Annotated in this window: 28 protein-coding genes; 4 read left to right on the forward strand and 24 right to left on the reverse strand. The window is 49.6% G+C overall.

Going from position 1 to position 18,364, the window contains the following annotated elements; all coding sequences use genetic code 11:
- Positions 1–3 precede the first annotated feature (3 nt).
- Positions 4–870 carry a prepilin-type N-terminal cleavage/methylation domain-containing protein gene (locus FMN52_RS20150; RefSeq protein ID WP_148610185.1) on the reverse strand — a complete coding sequence of 289 codons (867 nt, stop codon included), beginning with the start codon at positions 868–870 and terminating at the stop codon, positions 4–6.
- Positions 871–1,097: 227 nt separating this feature from the next.
- On the opposite strand from FMN52_RS20150, the gene FMN52_RS19020 reads away from it, so the two are divergent.
- Both FMN52_RS19020 and FMN52_RS19025 read left to right on the forward strand, forming a co-directional pair.
- A complete protein-coding gene (locus FMN52_RS19020; protein ID WP_148610186.1) occupies positions 1,098–2,582 on the forward strand; it encodes a hypothetical protein in 1,485 nt (494 codons plus the stop codon).
- Positions 2,579–3,619 (forward strand): succinylglutamate desuccinylase, encoded by a 1,041-nt coding sequence (locus FMN52_RS19025; protein WP_240339544.1) that lies wholly within the window; start codon positions 2,579–2,581, stop codon positions 3,617–3,619. Before FMN52_RS19020 ends, FMN52_RS19025 begins: the two co-directional genes overlap by 4 nt.
- A 120-nt stretch (positions 3,620–3,739) precedes the next feature.
- On the opposite strand, the gene FMN52_RS19030 is transcribed toward FMN52_RS19025, so the two are convergent.
- The 3 genes from FMN52_RS19030 to FMN52_RS19040 form a co-directional block, all read right to left on the reverse strand.
- On the reverse strand, positions 3,740–4,144 hold the full coding sequence (locus tag FMN52_RS19030; protein WP_148610188.1) for a VOC family protein: 405 nt from the start codon (positions 4,142–4,144) through the stop codon (positions 3,740–3,742).
- A gap of 87 nt (positions 4,145–4,231) precedes the next feature.
- Positions 4,232–4,495: a Txe/YoeB family addiction module toxin gene (locus tag FMN52_RS19035; RefSeq protein ID WP_148610189.1), complete on the reverse strand. Its 264-nt coding sequence runs from the start codon at positions 4,493–4,495 to the stop codon at positions 4,232–4,234.
- Positions 4,492–4,734: a type II toxin-antitoxin system Phd/YefM family antitoxin gene (locus FMN52_RS19040; protein WP_148610190.1), complete on the reverse strand. Its 243-nt coding sequence runs from the start codon at positions 4,732–4,734 to the stop codon at positions 4,492–4,494. The genes FMN52_RS19035 and FMN52_RS19040 overlap by 4 nt, the downstream gene beginning before the upstream one ends.
- 210 nt (positions 4,735–4,944) lie before the next feature.
- Here FMN52_RS19040 and FMN52_RS19045 point away from each other — a divergent pair, with 210 nt between their 5' ends.
- Both FMN52_RS19045 and FMN52_RS19050 read left to right on the forward strand, forming a co-directional pair.
- Complete coding sequence (locus FMN52_RS19045) at positions 4,945–5,190, forward strand: type II toxin-antitoxin system CcdA family antitoxin (protein ID WP_091853970.1); 246 nt, start codon at positions 4,945–4,947, stop codon at positions 5,188–5,190.
- A complete protein-coding gene (locus FMN52_RS19050) occupies positions 5,190–5,507 on the forward strand; it encodes a CcdB family protein (RefSeq protein WP_148610191.1) in 318 nt (105 codons plus the stop codon). The genes FMN52_RS19045 and FMN52_RS19050 overlap by 1 nt, the downstream gene beginning before the upstream one ends.
- A gap of 92 nt (positions 5,508–5,599) precedes the next feature.
- Here FMN52_RS19050 and FMN52_RS19055 read toward each other — a convergent pair whose 3' ends face one another.
- The 20 genes from FMN52_RS19055 to FMN52_RS19150 form a co-directional block, all read right to left on the reverse strand.
- Complete coding sequence (locus tag FMN52_RS19055; protein WP_148610192.1) at positions 5,600–6,268, reverse strand: hypothetical protein; 669 nt, start codon at positions 6,266–6,268, stop codon at positions 5,600–5,602.
- 65 nt (positions 6,269–6,333) lie between these two features.
- Positions 6,334–6,741, reverse strand: a complete 408-nt coding sequence (locus FMN52_RS19060) for a hypothetical protein (protein WP_148610193.1) — start codon at positions 6,739–6,741, stop codon at positions 6,334–6,336.
- A gap of 484 nt (positions 6,742–7,225) precedes the next feature.
- Complete coding sequence (locus FMN52_RS19065; RefSeq protein WP_148610194.1) at positions 7,226–7,660, reverse strand: hypothetical protein; 435 nt, start codon at positions 7,658–7,660, stop codon at positions 7,226–7,228.
- Between the two features lie 531 nt (positions 7,661–8,191).
- Complete coding sequence (locus FMN52_RS19070; RefSeq protein WP_048494329.1) at positions 8,192–8,497, reverse strand: NIPSNAP family protein; 306 nt, start codon at positions 8,495–8,497, stop codon at positions 8,192–8,194.
- A 614-nt stretch (positions 8,498–9,111) separates the two neighbouring features.
- Complete coding sequence (locus FMN52_RS19075) at positions 9,112–9,726, reverse strand: potassium channel family protein (RefSeq protein ID WP_162525046.1); 615 nt, start codon at positions 9,724–9,726, stop codon at positions 9,112–9,114.
- A 116-nt stretch (positions 9,727–9,842) separates the two neighbouring features.
- Entirely contained in the window at positions 9,843–10,067 is a 225-nt protein-coding gene (locus tag FMN52_RS19080) for a hypothetical protein (RefSeq protein ID WP_148610196.1), read from the reverse strand.
- A gap of 92 nt (positions 10,068–10,159) precedes the next feature.
- Positions 10,160–10,489, reverse strand: a complete 330-nt coding sequence (locus FMN52_RS19085) for a CPCC family cysteine-rich protein (protein ID WP_148610197.1) — start codon at positions 10,487–10,489, stop codon at positions 10,160–10,162.
- Positions 10,490–10,602: 113 nt separating this feature from the next.
- Positions 10,603–10,917 (reverse strand): hypothetical protein, encoded by a 315-nt coding sequence (locus tag FMN52_RS19090; protein ID WP_148610198.1) that lies wholly within the window; start codon positions 10,915–10,917, stop codon positions 10,603–10,605.
- A gap of 123 nt (positions 10,918–11,040) precedes the next feature.
- Positions 11,041–11,544, reverse strand: coding sequence for a DUF2199 domain-containing protein (locus tag FMN52_RS19095; protein ID WP_148610199.1), 504 nt, complete (start codon positions 11,542–11,544; stop codon positions 11,041–11,043).
- Positions 11,545–11,606: 62 nt separating this feature from the next.
- Complete coding sequence (locus tag FMN52_RS19100; protein ID WP_162525047.1) at positions 11,607–12,098, reverse strand: DUF1643 domain-containing protein; 492 nt, start codon at positions 12,096–12,098, stop codon at positions 11,607–11,609.
- A gap of 108 nt (positions 12,099–12,206) precedes the next feature.
- Positions 12,207–12,911: a hypothetical protein gene (locus FMN52_RS19105; protein WP_205424975.1), complete on the reverse strand. Its 705-nt coding sequence runs from the start codon at positions 12,909–12,911 to the stop codon at positions 12,207–12,209.
- A gap of 85 nt (positions 12,912–12,996) precedes the next feature.
- Positions 12,997–13,329, reverse strand: a complete 333-nt coding sequence (locus FMN52_RS19110) for a hypothetical protein (RefSeq protein ID WP_148610201.1) — start codon at positions 13,327–13,329, stop codon at positions 12,997–12,999.
- A 71-nt stretch (positions 13,330–13,400) separates the two neighbouring features.
- Complete coding sequence (locus FMN52_RS19115) at positions 13,401–13,847, reverse strand: hypothetical protein (protein WP_205424976.1); 447 nt, start codon at positions 13,845–13,847, stop codon at positions 13,401–13,403.
- A gap of 216 nt (positions 13,848–14,063) precedes the next feature.
- Entirely contained in the window at positions 14,064–14,357 is a 294-nt protein-coding gene (locus FMN52_RS20155; protein WP_346341316.1) for an excalibur calcium-binding domain-containing protein, read from the reverse strand.
- Between the two features lie 96 nt (positions 14,358–14,453).
- Positions 14,454–15,005: a hypothetical protein gene (locus FMN52_RS19125; RefSeq protein WP_148610203.1), complete on the reverse strand. Its 552-nt coding sequence runs from the start codon at positions 15,003–15,005 to the stop codon at positions 14,454–14,456.
- 105 nt (positions 15,006–15,110) lie between these two features.
- A complete protein-coding gene (locus FMN52_RS19130) occupies positions 15,111–15,437 on the reverse strand; it encodes a hypothetical protein (RefSeq protein WP_148610204.1) in 327 nt (108 codons plus the stop codon).
- Between the two features lie 93 nt (positions 15,438–15,530).
- On the reverse strand, positions 15,531–15,905 hold the full coding sequence (locus FMN52_RS19135) for a phosphopantetheine adenylyltransferase (protein ID WP_148610205.1): 375 nt from the start codon (positions 15,903–15,905) through the stop codon (positions 15,531–15,533).
- A gap of 549 nt (positions 15,906–16,454) precedes the next feature.
- Positions 16,455–16,955: an ATP-binding protein gene (locus FMN52_RS19140; RefSeq protein WP_148610206.1), complete on the reverse strand. Its 501-nt coding sequence runs from the start codon at positions 16,953–16,955 to the stop codon at positions 16,455–16,457.
- A 140-nt stretch (positions 16,956–17,095) separates the two neighbouring features.
- Positions 17,096–17,368, reverse strand: a complete 273-nt coding sequence (locus tag FMN52_RS19145; protein WP_148610207.1) for a hypothetical protein — start codon at positions 17,366–17,368, stop codon at positions 17,096–17,098.
- Positions 17,369–17,484: 116 nt separating this feature from the next.
- The gene (locus FMN52_RS19150) at positions 17,485–18,276 is read right to left on the reverse strand and encodes an enhanced serine sensitivity protein SseB C-terminal domain-containing protein (protein WP_148610208.1); all 792 of its coding nucleotides are present in this window, start codon (positions 18,274–18,276) and stop codon (positions 17,485–17,487) included.
- Positions 18,277–18,364 lie beyond the last annotated feature (88 nt).

Genomic DNA, 18,364 nt, shown 5'->3' on the forward strand with positions numbered 1-18,364 from the left:
TCCTCAATGGTGTCCGTTGCCAGGAAAGTTTTGCCCCTGATGCTGACCAGGATGTTTTGCCCATCCAGGCGGCCAGTTCAGGCCAACAGGAGTCGAACTCGCAACTGGCCGAGGGCCGCCTGAGGACGGCGGCTGATTATCAACCGCCGTGGGCGTTTGTGTTTGCGTCGACCCTGTGTTCGATTGGTCCGTGGCCGCATCGGTGCCCGCAACCGACGAAGGTTTGGGTAGAGGCGTTTCGGAGCTTCCAGAACCCGTGTCGGGTTGGACGACAGGGGCCGTGGATGGAGTGCCGGATCCGGTTCGAGGCGTTGACAGACCGGATACAGATGGTTGGTTTGCAGGATAATGGCGTCCTCGGCCGATCGGCTCTGCCAATGCAATCACCATCAAATCTTCATTAATGAAAACATGTTGTTGCTGCATAACATGATTCAAAGCGTGCAGAATACCGCGTTCGTTGGCATTAGTTGCTTTTAAAAAGGCAACAGGGAACTGGCCATCATGGGCAAATCGAAAGTAGCCCGAATGATTTACCAGGTAAGTGGCGTAGGAAATATTGTCCGGCCCCTCGTAGACGGGTTCCAATAGAGATAGTGCAGGCGGTGATTTGCCAAATTCAGTGCTGTCGTAATCCAGAGCATTCTCTCGAATATTCGGGTCCACTAGCATCGCATCATGGTAAGCAAAACCAATGCGCTTTAGGTTGACGAGAATTTCTGCGGCTTTGGCTTCATTCACGTAACCTCGATACACAGGAACGGCAAACGAAGCGAGAATGCCAATAATCGCAACCACGGTCATCAGCTCCAGAAGAGTGAATCCTCGTGAGCGACGCAGCTTGAAAGATCGTGGAATAAAGTCGTGCATTAAGCTTGGGCTCTTTAAAGGCTGAAGTTTAAGAATAATGGGTTTAAGTTTCGCACGTTATTGATATTCCACAAGCCTTCGATGTTCTTTTTGATAACAGGGAGCGCCGGGCATTCCAGTTGGAAAAGGAACGTGTTCTGTACTGCTATGGTTTTGTGGTCATAGGCTGGTGCCAGGCGCATCTTCCACTACTATCAAGGTAAGTTTTCGCCAGAGGCGACGTCGCCGTGGGACTGTCGATCAAGACAACAGAATTTGCGCCGGAAGAGTTCGAGCGTTTTGCAGCCAAGGTCCGGACGGATCTTAAAGCACTCACTCGCCTTCTGAACCGGCCCGGCTTTGGTGAGGGAGAGAGTTCCATTGGAGCCGAGGTCGAGTTCTACATCGTAAACTCTGACCTGCGCGTTCAACCCATCAACACAGAAATCGCCGCCCGCGTTCAGGACCCCCAACTGACGGTTGAGCTGAACCGCTTCAATCTCGAATACAACCTCAGCCCCCAGGCTTTCAAGGGATCTCCGTTTGCCAGAACCGAGCAAGAACTGCTCGCTGCGATCCGACGAATCAACCGGCACGCCGCGTCATTGGATGGGGAACTGGTACCGATTGGCATACTGCCCACACTTCGCCAGTCCGATATGGGCGCCAAGGTGATGACAGACGAACCCCGCTACCATGCCTTATCCAACGCGCTGCTCAAGCAACGGGGCGAGCCATTCAGCATCCATATTGGCGGCAACGATGTTATCAATCTGGAGGCCGACGACGTCTACATGGAAGGAGCCAATACCTCGTTCCAGCTGCACTGGCGTGTGCCAGCACATCGTTTTGCCGATTATTTCAACGCAGTACAACTGGTCACGCCGGTTGTACTTGCTCTGGCCAGCAACTCGCCCAGCCTCTTTGGCCACCACTTGTGGGAGGAAACCCGGATTGCCCTGTTCAAGCAATCCATTGACAGCCGATCCCCCAACCATAAAACCTGGCGCCATCCACCGCGGGTTTATTACGGAAACGGCTGGACACGCAGCGCCTGGGAACTGTTTGCGGCCTCGGCATCGCTCTATCCCCCCATCATTCCACTGATGTCGGAGGAAGATCCGATGGCGGTGATTGATCGTGGTGAAGTACCTAAACTGGCCGAAATGCGACTGCACCAGGGAACCACCTGGCCCTGGAACCGGGCCATCTATGACCATACCGAAGGCGGCCATCTACGCATTGAGATTCGTTCCATGCCTGCCGGCCCGACTGCCGCTGACATGTGCGCGAACGGCCTGTTCGTGATCGGGGCTGCGCTGGCCGTACTCGATGACATCAGCCATCTGACGTCGATACTCCCCTTCCATTACACCGAACACAATTTCTACCGCGCCGCCAAATATGGCATCGGCGCAGAAATCATCTGGCCTCACAAGGACCAGGTTCAGTTGCAGGATACGCCCCTGTTAACCGTGGCCCGGGAACTGCTACCGCGCGCACGGGAAGCATTGAAACAAACAGCTGTGGACGAGACGGAAATTCAGCGGCTACTGGGAATTATCGAAGGCCGCATTGAAACCGCCATGACGGGCGCCCGGTGGCAGCGCCACGTCACAGAGTCTTTACTCAGGTCCCTGAGCCCTGATGAGGCGTTCCGGAGTATGCTGGCTCTGTACATGGCTAACCAGAAGAAAAACGTGCCGCTTCATGAATGGACATTGCTGCCGTGAGTAATTCGAACGTACTTGATTACCTCAATAACCCCTCCCCCCAAACGCTGGGTCGCTCACCCCTTGAGTGGCTGGACCAACTGCAAAAGCCGACGGTTGTTCGAGTGGCCGGTCGCGATCGCTCCCGCACCCGAGCCATGGCGACGCTTCTGCACGGCAATGAGCCTTCGGGTCTGTTTGCACTTCACCGGTGGTTACTTGAGCAGCGCACCCCCGAGGTCAACATGCTGTTTCTGCTGGGAGGCATCTACCCCGCGAAAATTCCGCCCCCTCTCTCAATGCGCCAGCTTCCCGAAGGACGTGACCTCAACCGGTGTTTCAAAGAACCTTTCGAGGGGGACGAAGGTGCGATTGCCGAGGCCATGCTGACAGAACTTCGAAACGCAAACCCGGAATGCCTGCTGGACGTGCACAACACCTCAGGCACAGGCCCGGCCTTTGCTGTGTCTATCACCAACGACGCGGCGCATCAGGCGTTGACTTCACTCTTTACCGACCGCCTCATTATGACGGATCTTCGCCTGGGAGCGCTGATGGAATATTCTGAGCAGGAGGTGCCTACGGTAACCATCGAGTGCGGTGGGTTCCAGGACGATCATGCTCATCAATTGGCGTATGAGGGACTCGTTCGCTATAGCTCAAGGCCGGATGTGCTGTCACTGGAAAAAGCGGAGTGGGACGTCACCGTGCTGCGCAACCCGATCCGGGTGGAGCTGGCGCCTGAAGCGATCATAGAATACCGCCTTGAGCCTTCCGGGCAGGCCGACGTGACGTTTCCGCCCGACATCGAACACCGCAATTTCGGCATTGTTTCTCCGGATGACCCCCTGGGATGGGTGGGGAAAAAAGGCCTTAGCATACTCACTGCGATCAGCCACAACCGAACCGAAAATATGGAGCAGGTTCTGCAAGTCAGAGATGGGCAGATCTACCCCGCCCAAGCCATCAGGGCCTTTATGATTACCACCAATCCGGTTATTGCGAAGAGCGATTGCCTGTTTTATGCAGTCAAAGCAACTGGCGAACCCATTTTCTAATAACAATGGTAATGGGTGCGGTTGTTCCCTGTTTTTTATTCCGGCGGAACGGAGGCGAAGCAGCATTCTAGGAGCCGTCGCCGCGCCTGTGATTGTCAGGATCGACTGATGGTTCCGCGATTACGTCAGATCCTGGTAAGGGTTGTAGGCTACTTCCCAGTAATGACCTTCCGGATCTTGAAAGTAACCGGAGTAACCGCCCCAGAAAACCTCCACCGCTGGCTTGATGAGTTGCGCGCCTGCGGATACCGCCTGACTAAGGACAGCATCAACTTCTGACTTGCTTGCGACATTATGGGCCAGTGTAATACCGGAGAAGCCAACCTGCGTGGAAACGGCTAACCCGATGTCCTTGGCCAACTCTTCCCGCGGGTAAAGCGCTAACCAGGTGCCTTCCAGACTGAAAAAGGATATGTTGCCGCCCTCAAAATCATGCTTTGGCAGACCGAGACCTTCGCTATAGAAGCGAGTGGCCCTCTCCAGATCCTCCACACCAAGTGTGATAACGCTGATCTTCGGTTTCATGATTCCCTTCCTAACGCCCAGCTTTGCGGCAATTCTGGAGCCGCGAAGCGGTGGAAAATTTGTCCGGCAACAGCGGCTGGTTATGCATTATTCGTAGTGGCTCCAGAGTCTGAGGACTTTCACCACTTGCTCGTCCTCCAGTACTTGGTAGACCAGGCGATGCTGAATATTAACGCGGCGCGAATAGGCCCCCGCAAGATCACCAATTAGCTTCTCAAACGGAGGCGGCTTGCGGTAAGGATCTTCCGCTATTAGCGCTAACAGTTCCTGGGCTTTTGGTTTGAGGCCGCTGGAGGCCAACTTTTTTGCATCTTTCTGGGCGTGCTTGGTGTAAACCAACTTCCATGTCACCAGTCCAGCTCCTCATCGCATTCATCCACGGGGGTATCCATCCCTTCCCGAATAGACTCCCGCATACCGGGTACGGAGAGCAGGTAAAGTGTTTCCTGAATAGCAGACCAGTCTTCTTCGGATACCAGAACAGCTTTGTTCCGCTTACCCATGATGACGATTGGTTGGTGGGACTCGGCGGTCTCGTCAATCAACCGATAAAGGTTGCTGCGCGCCTCAGTTGCTGTGATTCCGCTCATGACACACCTCTTGCGTGTTCAACTTTTCATCAGTGTACGCTTTTAGGTACGTACGTCAAGACGAACGCCTGTGCATAACGCCTTGGCTTTGCAGCGTGACGGAGCGCCAGCGTAGGCACGTCCGACAACAGCCATTGGTTAAATGCTTGCATGCGCATAGCTATGCGCATAAGATCAAACTTTGTATTCTATATCTTCTGGGAGGCCCTCATGGCCGAACTCTATAACTCAGCCGCCCCCAAAAAAGCAGCGAACCTCTCAATCAATAGCGATCTTCTGCGTAAAACCCGGGAACTGAACATTAACTTGTCTGCCACCCTGGAACGAGCTCTGAAAGAAGAGCTTTCGAAACGCGAAGCCGCTCAATGGGTTGAAGAGAATCGCGCTGCGATAAAAAGCTACAACGATTTCGTCGAACAACATGGATGCTTCGGCGACGAATTCAGGGAGTTCTGATGGCACAGTTCGATGTGTACCCCAACCCGAGCAAAATCAGCAAGGCTCACTATCCTTACCTGGTGGATATTCAAAGCAGCCTTCTGAGCGATTTGGCAACTCGCATTGTTATCCCTTTGGGCAAACGTTCTGCCTTCGGTGGCGAAGCCATGCAAGGGCTCACTCCGGAAATCAGCTTTGACGATCAGGAGCTGTTGCTGTTAACTCCGCAAATTTCCTCCGTGCCTGAAAAACATCTCAAGAGCCCTATTGGCTCCCTCTCACATTTCAGAGACCAGATTGTTGGAGCTTTGGACCTGGCTATCACCGGCATTTAACGCCGCTCAGCAAGCGCGGCTACGAAATGGAGGCGAAGCCGCAATGTAGTAGGCGTCGCCGTGACTGGCCTTGTTAGGCATAAAAAATTGCCTTACTCCTTCACCAATGCCCCGGTTATTCTGATCGTAGATTTCATCTCAATCGTCCAGCGGAATGAGTTCTCGACAAGTTCCACAGAGAAGGCTACTGGCGTGACCATATCGGGCTCATTCGGTCTTGCTTCTGCTGCTCTTTTCTCAAGGTAAGCTCGGACATTCTTAGCTTTCTTTTGAGTGGAGCTTAGATTTCTATTCGCTTTATCAGGCACTTCGGGGATTTGAATTGGGCGTTCTGACAAGTCGTACAAAACGCCAATACGGAACCTCTCCCAGTTTTCATGATTTACCATGACTGGGTCTATATCGTGATCGGTGAAGAAGTCATGCAGTTCGTGCTTAAGCCTTCCCATACCGAAGGCTACAGAAACGTCTCTGACAACTTTGTCGTATCGGCCATTATCGTCATGATTGCTGGCCATCAGATCATCAAAAATGACATCGCCAGCTTTTCGAATGACTTCATACCCCAGAGTTGACCTATCTATCTCACAATGTTGGTACCAGTTACACACCATTGAAAGAAAAGGATATTTTCGTTTTTCCGACTTCTTTTCTAAAACGATTCTTATATGAGAGAAGAGGAAGTTAAAAAGCGCCGAGTCAGCGCCACCATTCCTCACTGCTAGATCTATTTTCTCTCTGATCTGGACTAATGACTTCATGGCTTCTTCATTGCCTAACGCTGAAACGAAGCGGCGCGTCTCACGCGTCCGCCTTCCGTGACTTGTTACACCTCACTAAAAACGACAAATATCAAAGGCATAGAAAGTAAAAACATTACCAACAGAGCAGGCTTGATGGCCTTGGCCAGGAGCGTTGCGAAACTGGGTTGGGTAGTTAAAACAACGCCTGGCAGCTGGTTGGAGACCCAAACCTCCATCTCGGCGCCAACCTCCAATTCCTCGTCGGGCGTGTAAGGCGGAGGAGCGATAAAGTGGATAGGCCCCTTCCCTTCAACCCTGATGCCCAGTTGAACCAACCGATCTAGAGCAGCGCGATGATTCTGTTCAACCACCGCCGAGGTCTGTCTAGCCTCGGACAATGGCTTAAGCTGCGAAAAACGCACCAGTGCGATCAGCAAAAAGATCGCTGATACGACGATTAAATAGTAAACGACAAACTCGGTTGTATTCATGCGGTGTAACGCCGCTCAGCACGCGCGGCTGCGAAATGGAGGCGAAGCCGCAATGTAGTAGGCGTCGCCGTGACTGGGTTGGTTATATCAGATATACAAATCGTCATCCCTGCGAAACTCTAACAACCCATGCCCAACATAGATTTTTGGACAAGACGGGCATTTGTAAAGCTGCTTGGGATCGTTGACAACAAGTATGTGATACCCCAAACAAACGAGCACCCCAACTACACTCAAGACGTTTTGAAAAATGGCAGCAAGCGCAACGCTGAGAATGAGCAATAAGAGAGAGCGCTGGCTTCGGCTATCGCCGGTCCATGTAAAAGCCCCAAAGGGATAGCCCACGTACGGGGCAGCATTGAGCTTCACGGTGCCTGCCTTGACTAGCTTTGCGTTACAACTCTTACACCGGAGCATAATTTTTCATTCGGATATAACGCGAAAACGAAGCGGCGCGTCTCACGCGTCCGCCTTCCGTGACTGGTTAGGCATTCTGATCACTGAGGAACTCTGAGATCGAATGCCATTTCTCCTCGTACTCATGGTAGTCAGGAATGTCCCTCAGATTTACCTTTCCCCAGTCTTTGCTCCGTGGTGCGTTGCGAATTATTTCTATGGGAAAGATATAGTACTTGGGAGGCAGAACTTCTTTTTTTCCGTCCTTGGAGCCACGATTGAGTAAAACCACCACGACAAAATCACAACTAAAGTTTTTGATCGGAAAAGCTGCAGCACCAGTGCGCCACCTGCTTTTAACCTGGATCATTGCGGATTTATTCGACTCAGGATTAGTCGCTACCAAGTCATAACCCGGCATATTCGTGTAGGTTTTGTATGAAGCTATCTTGTGCAATAGAAGCTGGCCTAGCACCAGAAACTCAGCACCTTCTGCTTCGAGCCTAGTATCAAGTCTTGGCATGCCTCTCCTTGATGCCTAACGCCAAAATTCAGCGGCGGCCTTTGCGTAGCGAAGCGGAGAAAAGGCCGTCCGGTGGAGGCCCCCATCAGGGCCGTAACGAACTGGAATGATTGGTTATGTATTTTGTACTACCAAGTACACGAAAGAACCCGCCCCGCCGAAAAAACCTAGCATAGTTAAAAAGATGCATATTCTCAGCATCTGGTGTGAAAATGACCCGCGAGGAACCTCTTCAATATTTGCGACCAGTATGTACTTGGCGATGCTGCTACTGACTACGACGCAAAAGAAACAAGATACTGCGAAGACCAAAGCGTCCGAGCTAGCTTTCAGCTGTGAAAAATTCCCGAGAAATGCGGCGCTCAGCGCAAGAACACCGATAGACAAAGTCGAGAAGTGCTTGAGTAAATCAATGAAAACTTTCCTCTTCTCGAATCCGGGCATCACATGCTTCATAGCACTCCTTTCGATACATAACGCTGAACGAAGCGGCGCGTCTCACGCGTCCGCCTTCCGTGACTTGTTACAAGCTCACTCAAAAACCGGCCTCATAAAACTGCGTTCACAGCTTAGTACACAACGAGTTTCTTCGGCGTATTTGAATGCGGCCTGGCAATCGGAGTCTTGGAACGAAGCCTCACGGTATTTTTCATAGGCTGCCAGAGACTCGAACGTGAATAGTGCGATGGCGATATTGTTGGCACCCTCGGAAGGCAAGAAATACCCATGGTGCTGACCGCCGAACCTCTGGACCAGAGGTATCCACATCTTGGAATAGCGCTCGAACTCAGCGGCTTTGTAGGGATCTATAACGTACTTTAGGTAGCAGGTAACCACTTGAACTCCCTTTCAGTTGGCCTTGTAACGCGAAAACGAAGCGGCGCGTCTAACGCGTCCGCCTTCCGTGACTTGTTATATCATAGGCATCGCATAACCTAATAGATTCGCTATTACTTTTATAAATACCACGGTCCATGTGACGATAAATAGCACCATTATCATTGAATAAATCTTACTTTGGCTCCCGTCTTTATGTTTTATGTTCGTATGCTGCACCAGACCAAGCTCTTTTTCGAGCTCCTTACAGCGCTTATACTTCTGATTTCTAATGCTTCTAAATTGTCTTGCGAATAACCAAGAGCAAAGGATTAGAAAAATACCAATCAAACAAAAAAGCAGGACCACGATTCCGAGTGAGCTTTCAGTTATGTTGTTCAGAACGAAGCCAAGCAATACAGAGCTAACTCCCCAGTTCAAGGTAGAGACAGACCAAACTAAATTATCATGGTGCTCCGCGGAGTTCTGCGCCATCTCATATTCTGTTAGTTTGTTTTCAATATTCGCTATTAAATACCTTTTCATATTTTTCTCTTAAGAAGATATAACGCCCGGCTCACGCGCCGGTTTGGAGCCGCGAAGCGGCGGAAAATCGGTCGCCGTGCAGCCGATTGTTATGCATCTCGTTCCATTCCACGTCCCGCATATATAGCGAAACTTACGATGAGCAGAATAAATCCACAGAACACCTCGTATACAACCAACCCTTTTGGAATCCAATGGGCTGGATGTATATCTCCATAACCAAGAGTGGTGATTGTAACGCCACTATAGTAAAGCGCATCCCATATTCCCTCTAATGGCTCCGAGAACCATTCTTTCGGAATCAAGTAATAAATGATTGCGAAATTTGCTAGAAGCTCGATGTAGCTATGCAGCGCTAAACGAATTCTTTCACTGAATAACAGATTACTAGACGGGTCCTTGTGGGAAACCTTGTCATACGCGTCTTCGAGAAACGCGAGGAATATTTCATTGCTTCGTGAAAAAGGAAACAGCCAAACCAAAACCGCGACCATTACCCCATATGGGATAAGCCATCCGTCCGAAGGATATTCATTCCATTGCCACGTCAACCCAAGCATTGCAGCCAGGAACCACGAAGCGACTAGATATCTACGATTATACTTCTTAATCAACTCCGTCCGCTCTTCCTTCGACACCTTTGATTTTCTGTAGTCAGCGTAAAAGTACGTGGGCGATACTACGAATTCTAGGAGTTTGTTCATTTCAGAAATTCCATGCATAGCGCTTGCAGCAATGGCACGGTCTTTTTCCCGCCCATTGCGTGCACTTGTGATACAACTGACTCAAAACCTTTGGTCAAAATATCTATTTAATCTTGTTAGTCGTCGTCATATTCCGTGATTAATCCGACGTTCATATCTTGCCATCGGCCGTCAGGCTTTCGTCGAACTGAAATTGTGCCGTTGTCTAGGGTATTTATTGTCATGGCCTGCTCCGCTTCATCGTCAGAGAGAACTTGGATTTCTCTCTCCTTCTTCTGCGCATCAGACATAGCCCATAGGGTGTCAAGATCATTTTGTGAGAATGGTCCAACATTGGTCATATGAAACCCCTTGCAATTTGCTCTTTGTATAACGCCTTGGGTAAGCTGCCGGTGCGGAGTGCAGCGTAGTACCGGTCAGCTTCACCCACTTGTTATAAGGTTCTGGGTTTATGCTGATAATTCCCTCGCTCCTTCTCTGGCAACACATATTTCTTCATTTCGATTTCGCAAGCGCCGAACTCGCCAAAGTTATTTCTAGCCTGTCTGAGAGTAATGTAGTGATTCGGACCTGATTCAACATCAAGTTCGTCAACATCCTGACCATCGTCCTCCCAATAGCAAATTGGGCAAATCAGAAAATTCCCGCGTTCCGCAAGTGAAATGTAGTCGCAACAAGGGCATTGCTCCCTCGGAGTTGGATCTTCAGGTTCGTACCACTGAATCTCCTTCTTCCTAAATATGCTGACTACCTTCTTGAACATTCAATGTGCCTTATAACGCTGAGCTTAGCGGCGACCTTGTAATGGAGGCGAAGCCGCAATGAAAAGGGCGTCCGGCGGCCATCGGCCGCGTACTACAGCGACTTGTTAAAAGATTAGGTCCGCTTCGGGTACACGTGATAGCGGTCAGTGCCCGTTTTCTCGATTACCACCCGATCACCTGCTGCCAAATTATGAACCTCGAAAAACTCACCTATCCAAGCCCGGCGGCGAAAAATTTTCTTATCACCTGCGATGTCAGTGCGAACTGGTGATGCGATGCCGCTGTGAACTTCGAGGACTCTCGGAGCGAGGCTACTCTCGTTGCTGCCTCCGATAGAGTCTGGTGGAAAAAACTCGAGCACCGATGACAGGTAAAGGTGATTGTTGTTGATATTGCCTTGGGTTAGCTCGATTTCGACAAATTCCATTTGATACTTCCTTTTACTTTTAACGCCAGCAATAAACGGCGGCTTTTGCGCAGCGAAGCGGAGAAAAAGCCGTCCGGTGGAGGCCCATCGGGCCGGAACGAATTTAATTGCCTTGTTAGATGCTTAGGCACGTATCAGGTCGGAATACTCACTGGCCCGATGCGCTGGTATTCCTGAATTCTGTTCTTCATACAACGAACAATGGGTATCAGCGATAAAGATCTCAGGCCGAGTAGACGCTCCAATCAACCGTATCTGGACAGAACAATTTAGCGAGTGATCTGTAAGAGGAATCGTGTTTGCCAGCTTTGCTTCCATTGGCGGTTCAGTAGTCAGATCCTCTTCCTCCCAGAGATCCCAGACTTTCTGAAACTGATCCTGGGTGAGTTCAGCCCAAGCTCCAATAGAATAACGTTCAGTGCCGCCACGAACGGGCAAAGGGATCGTACAACGCAAGAAAAATCTATTGTCGTCAAGAATATAAATATCGTCGTTGAACTTGCACCTTTGTACGACCTCTTGTTCATCCATCCCAGCAATTTCATCCGGTCGGCGCAAAACCAACTCAATATTATTGGCCGCAACGAGCTCGCCACAACACGAACAGCGGACTACTTCTTCTTGCATTGCTTTCTCCATTTAACGCTGAGTGCAGTGGCGCGCTTTAGCGCGTCCACTGACACGACTTGTTAAATGGCAACTGGTTGCGCATAGTCTTCCGACTTGATTCTGCTCGGATGCAGAAAACCACCGCCGGTATTCCGTTTGATGCAGTAGAGCTTCTTTTTGCTTAAAAGTTCGAGCACCTGATTAGATCTACTCCTGTGGCCATTTCCCCAAGCAAGTACCACACATTCCGTTGTGTTCGAAATGCTGGTGATGGCTTCATCGTTTTTTGGGCCATTAGGATCGGCTTGTGCTCTCATATCATTCTGATTGGTTGCCATATAGGCAAAAATATTGATGATATAAAACCCGCCCCAGCCCCACTGTACAGCGAGATTATTGCAATTGCTTAGCGTTGTATCGGACAGAAGAGAGGTCGCTTTTGAAGGGTTGGTGCAGACAAAAGCTCCAATGTCTCCACTTTCATTCCAGATACGGCTCAGCCAATAACGGTATTTTCCGCACTCGGATAGACATGCTTCAGACTTGATCAAATTACACTCAGTTGAATCCATGCTCATTACCATTTAACGCCGCGTTAACTGGTGAAGTGATGTTGGCGACTTTGCTGCGTTTCTTTGCAGCAAAGGTGACAATATTACTGAATCCATTTGAACGCCTTGTTAGGTTTCATATTCGAAAATTCTCGGATTATGTTTTTTCCAGATTTGCATTTCTATGTCTTCAGGAAGTGTATAGTCAGAGTCAAATTCTGGCCGACTAACCCAATCTATGCATGTGTTAACCATCGACTCTATAGTGTAATAATATACATCTATTCCTTGCAGCACCGAAATTACTGGGCTTTTTAACGACGGGTTAAAGTCATGTTTTCTCGTTGGTAAAACGTACCAGCCACCGTTAAATGAAGCGAACGGAAACGAATACTTGAGCATCTCGTGGTCCTCTGGGTTTTTACCATAGGAATTCATCATGCTCTGATACTCTGTTTGAGCCCGCGCTAGACTTGAAAAGCTATTGTCTCTGAACCAAAAAGGATGTTTGGTTTCCCATGCATCATTCTGTTGACCACCACGCCATGAATATAAAGAAATAATTTCTTGGGTTAGCTCACCAGGAAACCAAGTACACTGATCTCTAATTTCTTTTTCAGATAGTGCAGGAAGTAGTGTATCTGATACATTCATTCCTTTGTCTTCGTATGCAGCTAATAGCCTATCTAATTGGGAGTGCAATCGAGAATGAGAAAACTCAGGCATGTTAATTTCATGATATTTTTCACTCATTTGGTCGCCCTTTCCACACCCTACAAATAAGGGTGAAAATATTGCCATTGATCCTAGTTTGATGAAATCTCTTCGTCTCATTGAAAACCTAACGCCTGCATAAACGGCGCCCGACTAGGGCGTCCGGTGGAGGCCCTTTAGGGCCGGAACGAATTTGATGCACTGGTTATGAGTTGCCGACGCCTGCCACACCAATGATTACTGCTACAAAAATAACCAGATACGAATAGAAAAATCTTTTCAAGAACCGACTTTTAGAAACCAGCTGGTCATCACCAGATGCAATATAGTCGCTGCCGCAAACGTACCTCAAGAATGAAGTGTTGTTTGATGGCGTGTTGTTCGCAAACAACGATGGCTCCCCCATTTGTCTATACAAGCCAGGGTGATTCGCACTGAGAAAACTGAAGTATCGAGAGACTGCAACGAACCACACAGGAACCATGACGACCATTGCTGCGATCAACACCACCAAAAGCAAAGCCAATATCTCACTCATGATTTACTCATAACGCAAAAACGAAGCGGCGCGTCTCACGCGTCCGTCTTCCGTGACTTGTTAAACGAATCCTAGAGCTCGACGAAAACACGAACCTGGATTGACGACTCTGGATCCATTGGTGCAGTTACGTGGACAAGCTCATTCGTCTTGGCCAACCTTACATAATGTTCTGACAAGAGCTGTTCGATACGTCGCAAGTACTCCGGCACCTGACGATGAAATGCCAAAGAATTTTTGCCCTTCGAAAAAGGGTTCTTGATATGAAGCATTGCCCCACACTTGTCATATAGCTGCGAAAACTGACGACGACTAAGATAACCACCGTTCAGATTTACCCAGCGATTCCCGTCATGTCCCCGCACCGGGGTGGGATAGAAGTCTGGGTTAATGCCTTCTATCTTTTTAAGTATTCGAGCTGCATGCCAATCTTTAGCAATATCATTGCGAACCGTGCGATAGGCATCTTGGTATGAGACCAAGGAGGCAAATGCAATCAACTCTAGCAGCTTTCGCAATTGAAGCGCTTCCGACTCGATCGTCGTCTGTAGGTATGTGCAATGAGTCGTGCCTTCGACAAAATCCCGCAACGTCTCTAGCCGATAGCGACATTCCCAAATGAGTGATGCGTATTTTCTCCGGGTTCGACTATCCATACTTACCGTTTAACGCTGAGCGCACCGGCGACCATTTTATGGCCGTCCGAGTGCCGTGATTTGTTATAGCTGTCGCTATTAAAACCGAGAGTCGTTTTCACAAGGGATACCGTCGCGATCACCATCCATCTTTGTGTTCGGGCAGTTTCTAGTGAAAAACTCAGCTTCGGCTCTGGAGGTCATCTGGCTGCAATGTTGGCGCCCGTCACAACTGAAACTAGTTTGGGAACTATAAATAGGTGCTTCCTTGGGAACATCAGTCTCCCCAGACCAGCGGATCGTAGGGCTAGACGCAGAATTTACGTTATTTGTGTAGTAGTTCCACGCACCGAAACCTATAAGAGCCAGAAGAAGAATTTTTTTCAAACTCACGATCCTAAGTTAATTGCGCTATAACGCCGGCAGCAGGCGCGGTTTAGTTGTTGTGACGAAGGAGCAACGACTAAACCGTCGCACTGCCTGCACTTGTTAGGGTTGCTGACTGGTAAAAATGGGCCGACCATACTTTTTCTCCATCCAATCTCTTACCAATTGCCGATCGCCCCACATCTCGCTCAGGTTAAAATCTTCCCCATGGATCGTAAGGCCATATTGCTGAGAAAATTCTTCATTTTCGTTTTCTGACGCTATTACTACTGCAACAATTAACCCAATGATGAAAGTTGGGGGAAGGTTCCACGTGCTCCCAATAGAAAGGCCATTCTGATTGTCGAAATTTAAGCGCTCATCAAGTTCACCCTCATGAACTATCGATGTACGGCCAAACTTATAGATTGCCTCGGGAAAAGATACTCCATCACAGTCCACACGGAAGATGTTTTGGGTCGCGATGTGGGAAATTATATCCAGTTCATCATCTAGGAAGCTCTTTATTCGACGTCCAACACTTTCCTTTGGTCGGCGACGCTTTGCAGTCTTGTCTAAGGCTGGAAAGTACTGAACCAACGCAGCTTCGTAGTCGCCATTTTGATATGCCGCAATGCTCGCTTCCATTCTTCGGCTGATTGAACTAGTAGCCATCGCTGAACTTCTCCAAGACCCTAACGCCAGCCATAAGCGGCGCCCTGACAAGGGCGTCCGGTGGAGGGCCATCGGCCCGGAACAACCTTAATGGCCTTGTTAGGTCTAAACATGTACGAGCAATGCTGGTGCATACGCAGACCAATAAAGAGCCACTGTACCCGCGAAGCTCGCGGAAATTGCGGCCAATGGCAACCATTTGGTTGCGCGGAACAGTGCTGAAAAGGCCAAGCCTAGACATAAAATAGGCAATACCACCCACCACTGAATCGTACGGAAAACGAACTGCGAATAGGCCGTTTGCTCTACACCAAAGCTATACCAGAGTTGCGTAAATGACTTGGCAGCCTCCGGTTGGTTTAGAGCATAGATAAAGTAGGACTGCGCAAACACGAAGAAAAGAATGAACAACCAAAAAAACAGCTTCTTCATACGATGACCTAACGCCAGCCATAAGGGGCGCCCTGACAAGGGCGTCCCGTGGAGGGCCATCGGCCCGGAACAGACTTAATGGCCTTGTTAAATTTAGTTGCGGCTGACGACACGGATTATCCCTGCACCGATGAGCGCGACAATGGCAATAATGTCTGCGATAACGACCTTACGGACAGACTCATTGTACCCGCCGACAGACCACGCAATAGCGATGAAGGACACAACGCTGATAAGGCCCGCGATGATCGCCAGCGTTTGCAAAGATGGCTGGAACGCTGCATACAACAGAAACAGGCCAAGAAGCCCAAACAGGATGGCCCGGTGGCGCATTAGAATTTCGATGTTGGGCTCACCCAGGGAAACGCCATAAAGCGTGGCAAGACGCTCCACGCCCAGAACCCCGGAAACCGGCAAGAGATGAATGATGCCTACGAGCACCAGCAGGCCTGTGACAACTTTCTCCATGTTTGCCTCTCTTCCTTGAATTTAACGCTGAAATAAGCGGCGGCCCGACAGGGGCGTCCGGTGGAGGCCGCAGGCCGGAACATACTTAATTGACTTGTTAAATTTCTTGTTACGGAGCACTGGCGCCGCACCCCTCGAACTCGCAGTCGGCGTCAGCACCAACCGAAATAAGGTAATCAACCCACTTCAAAAGTTGCTCTTCTGACCAAGTTATAGGGCCGGAATTGCCCGAAATTACGTACGACTTTCTTAGGAATCCCTCTCGCTCTACCCGGAGCGGATAGTCAGCCAGTTCAGATTGAAGAGCCTCGACTGCAACCTTCCGCTTGGCGCTAAATTGAAAGTCGAAGTCCAACTTCGATTCTTCTGTGGCACCCAGTTCTATCAGCCGCTTCCAAACTTCGGCTGTCCTTACAAGATGTCCCGTTCTGTAATCTTCGAACTCAGTGCTCACAGGTTTACCCTTCGGAATTTAACGCCAGCAATAAACGGCGCCCTGACAAGGGCGTCCGGTGGAGGCCGAAGGCCGGAACGAATTTGATTGCCTTGTTATGCGGACTTCTGTTCTACAATCTGGAGGTTAAACGCTTCCGACTCTTCGGGCGGCTCAAAGTAACCTGTCACCATCCTAAAGACCTCCTCTGTGTCGAACTGTGCTCGTTCAGGTTGTTCTTTCTGCCGCTGTTTAAGCTGCTTTAAACAAACTTCATCGTCTACCGACAAATAGTACAGTTCATGAGGAATACCGTGTTGCGAGTATATATCTTTGAACCAAGCTCTTTGCTTCCGGGTGTTGCCAGGAAAATCCAGGACCACGGAGGTACCAGCCAAGAGCACTTGCTCAACGTGTGATCTCAGCACAGGCTTAAGACGAGATGAGTAACTAATGTAATCATTGAAATCTTTGATCTCGCCGGGGAACAGCGCGGCTAGCCATTCATCCTCTGAAATAAGCACGGCTCCCCGCTCACGAGCGATTTTGCCAGACAAAGTGCTTTTACCAGCTCCCATCTTCCCACAGAAGAATATCAACGTTCCGTACGAACTCATTGCTTAATCCTTACGCATAACGCCCTTGTTTAGCGGCGCCCATGTAGCGCAGCGAAATGGGCGTCCGGTGTAGGGCCGCCAGGCCCGAAACATACTACAACTACTTGTTAAAGGCTTTTGAAGGAAGCGCTCGGTAATCACTACAACACCGACAATATTGTCTGGAAGATGCTCACAACTGTCAGGAATCCGCCAATGACGATCAGTCGTCTTCGAGAGAGATCGATCCCCTGAATCAGAACAAAGGTTCCGACCGCGCCGCTGAAAAAACCTCGGCTGAACAGGGAACCACCGAGTGCATAAACAAACACCAAGTAAACGACTGCCAGCAGATACAGCAATACTCGTAACGGCTTGAACTCAAAACGCTTGTAGTAGGCTTGGTCTTCTGGGGATAGGTCTTCCTTGTTCACCGAAAACTCCCTTTAGCCTTTAACGCCAAAATTCAGCGGCGGCCTGTACGCAGCGAAGCGAAGAAAAGGCCGTCCGGTGGAGGCCCATCAGGGCCGGAACGAACTGGAATGATTAGTTATGCATGGCCTGGACGAAGTAAATTCCACAATTTCGCCCCCCAACTGCGCCGATAAAACGGCTCAACTGATTCAAACATATAACCTGAAGCTCCCGAATCGCCTCGGGTTACTTCGACAAAATCGACCAACATTCCTTTAGGGGCCGTATCGGCGACAACAGATCCAGCTTCTCGCATTACCAGCTCCAGACTACCCTCTCCCTCAAATCCAACCAGTAAAGTGGGCACTTTATCGGTAGTTAGTTCTTGCATCATGCAAAGGTATGCCGCTTTAACAACAGGATGCCGCGAAAGGAGCGACGTGAGCGCTGAAACCATTTCAGTCGGGTATCCGGCCGACTGCCACAACTGTATTTGCGTGGATTCTTCCACGATCCGTTGGGTTAGAGAATGATTGACGCCAGTTTCTAAAAGGGCCTCAATCTCATGTGGGAAGAATTCTTTTCCAAAATCCAACTTGGGATTCAAGTAAACAGTCGATCCTTTGGTCATCTCAAAAAAATTGCGGGCAGGCAACGAGACGACTCGAGTTTCCTCCTCTAAAATCTTCTGCACCGCAGAAACACTAGTGAAAAACGGTATTACTTTTGTTCCATCACTTTTTTCCCAATTTACAATTGACAGCTTTTCTCCTTCGACGGCGGTTCTAGAGCCTTCTTCGGAAACGTTGCTGAACCCAAGTACAACAATTTCCGACTCTAAGAGCTTCTTATAAAATATGGGACGGCTCCCGGGATCAGTAGCGGCTTGAATCAGAGCTTCTTCCAGATCATTCTGTGGTTCCGTCATGGACAATTCCCTAGTGCATAACGCTGAAATAAGCGGCGGCCCGTCAGGGACGTCCGGTGGACGGCCGATAGGCCGGGAACGAACTTAA

The sequence above is a fragment of the Marinobacter sp. BW6 genome (assembly GCF_008107725.1).
Classification (GTDB): Bacteria; Pseudomonadota; Gammaproteobacteria; order Pseudomonadales; family Oleiphilaceae; genus Marinobacter.

What these genes read in the sequence shown, in the direction of transcription:
- FMN52_RS19085 (WP_148610197.1), bottom strand. Translation starts at nt 10,489, where the DNA reads ATGTTCAAGAAGGTAGTCAGCATATTTAGGAAGAAGGAGATTCAGTGG.
- FMN52_RS19140 (WP_148610206.1), bottom strand. Translation starts at nt 16,955, where the DNA reads ATGAGTTCGTACGGAACGTTGATATTCTTCTGTGGGAAGATGGGAGCT.
- FMN52_RS19125 (WP_148610203.1), bottom strand. Translation starts at nt 15,005, where the DNA reads ATGGCTACTAGTTCAATCAGCCGAAGAATGGAAGCGAGCATTGCGGCA.
- FMN52_RS19080 (WP_148610196.1), bottom strand. Translation starts at nt 10,067, where the DNA reads ATGACCAATGTTGGACCATTCTCACAAAATGATCTTGACACCCTATGG.
- FMN52_RS19060 (WP_148610193.1), bottom strand. Translation starts at nt 6,741, where the DNA reads ATGAATACAACCGAGTTTGTCGTTTACTATTTAATCGTCGTATCAGCG.
- FMN52_RS19105 (WP_205424975.1), bottom strand. Translation starts at nt 12,911, where the DNA reads ATGAGACGAAGAGATTTCATCAAACTAGGATCAATGGCAATATTTTCA.
- FMN52_RS20150 (WP_148610185.1), bottom strand. Translation starts at nt 870, where the DNA reads ATGCACGACTTTATTCCACGATCTTTCAAGCTGCGTCGCTCACGAGGA.
- FMN52_RS19055 (WP_148610192.1), bottom strand. Translation starts at nt 6,268, where the DNA reads ATGAAGTCATTAGTCCAGATCAGAGAGAAAATAGATCTAGCAGTGAGG.
- FMN52_RS19065 (WP_148610194.1), bottom strand. Translation starts at nt 7,660, where the DNA reads ATGCCAAGACTTGATACTAGGCTCGAAGCAGAAGGTGCTGAGTTTCTG.
- FMN52_RS19075 (WP_162525046.1), bottom strand. Translation starts at nt 9,726, where the DNA reads ATGAACAAACTCCTAGAATTCGTAGTATCGCCCACGTACTTTTACGCT.
- FMN52_RS19135 (WP_148610205.1), bottom strand. Translation starts at nt 15,905, where the DNA reads ATGGAGAAAGTTGTCACAGGCCTGCTGGTGCTCGTAGGCATCATTCAT.
- FMN52_RS19050 (WP_148610191.1), top strand. Translation starts at nt 5,190, where the DNA reads ATGGCACAGTTCGATGTGTACCCCAACCCGAGCAAAATCAGCAAGGCT.
- FMN52_RS19150 (WP_148610208.1), bottom strand. Translation starts at nt 18,276, where the DNA reads ATGACGGAACCACAGAATGATCTGGAAGAAGCTCTGATTCAAGCCGCT.
- FMN52_RS19040 (WP_148610190.1), bottom strand. Translation starts at nt 4,734, where the DNA reads ATGAGCGGAATCACAGCAACTGAGGCGCGCAGCAACCTTTATCGGTTG.
- FMN52_RS19045 (WP_091853970.1), top strand. Translation starts at nt 4,945, where the DNA reads ATGGCCGAACTCTATAACTCAGCCGCCCCCAAAAAAGCAGCGAACCTC.
- FMN52_RS19110 (WP_148610201.1), bottom strand. Translation starts at nt 13,329, where the DNA reads ATGAGTGAGATATTGGCTTTGCTTTTGGTGGTGTTGATCGCAGCAATG.
- FMN52_RS19095 (WP_148610199.1), bottom strand. Translation starts at nt 11,544, where the DNA reads ATGCAAGAAGAAGTAGTCCGCTGTTCGTGTTGTGGCGAGCTCGTTGCG.
- FMN52_RS19130 (WP_148610204.1), bottom strand. Translation starts at nt 15,437, where the DNA reads ATGAAGAAGCTGTTTTTTTGGTTGTTCATTCTTTTCTTCGTGTTTGCG.
- FMN52_RS19100 (WP_162525047.1), bottom strand. Translation starts at nt 12,098, where the DNA reads ATGGATTCAACTGAGTGTAATTTGATCAAGTCTGAAGCATGTCTATCC.
- FMN52_RS19090 (WP_148610198.1), bottom strand. Translation starts at nt 10,917, where the DNA reads ATGGAATTTGTCGAAATCGAGCTAACCCAAGGCAATATCAACAACAAT.
- FMN52_RS19030 (WP_148610188.1), bottom strand. Translation starts at nt 4,144, where the DNA reads ATGAAACCGAAGATCAGCGTTATCACACTTGGTGTGGAGGATCTGGAG.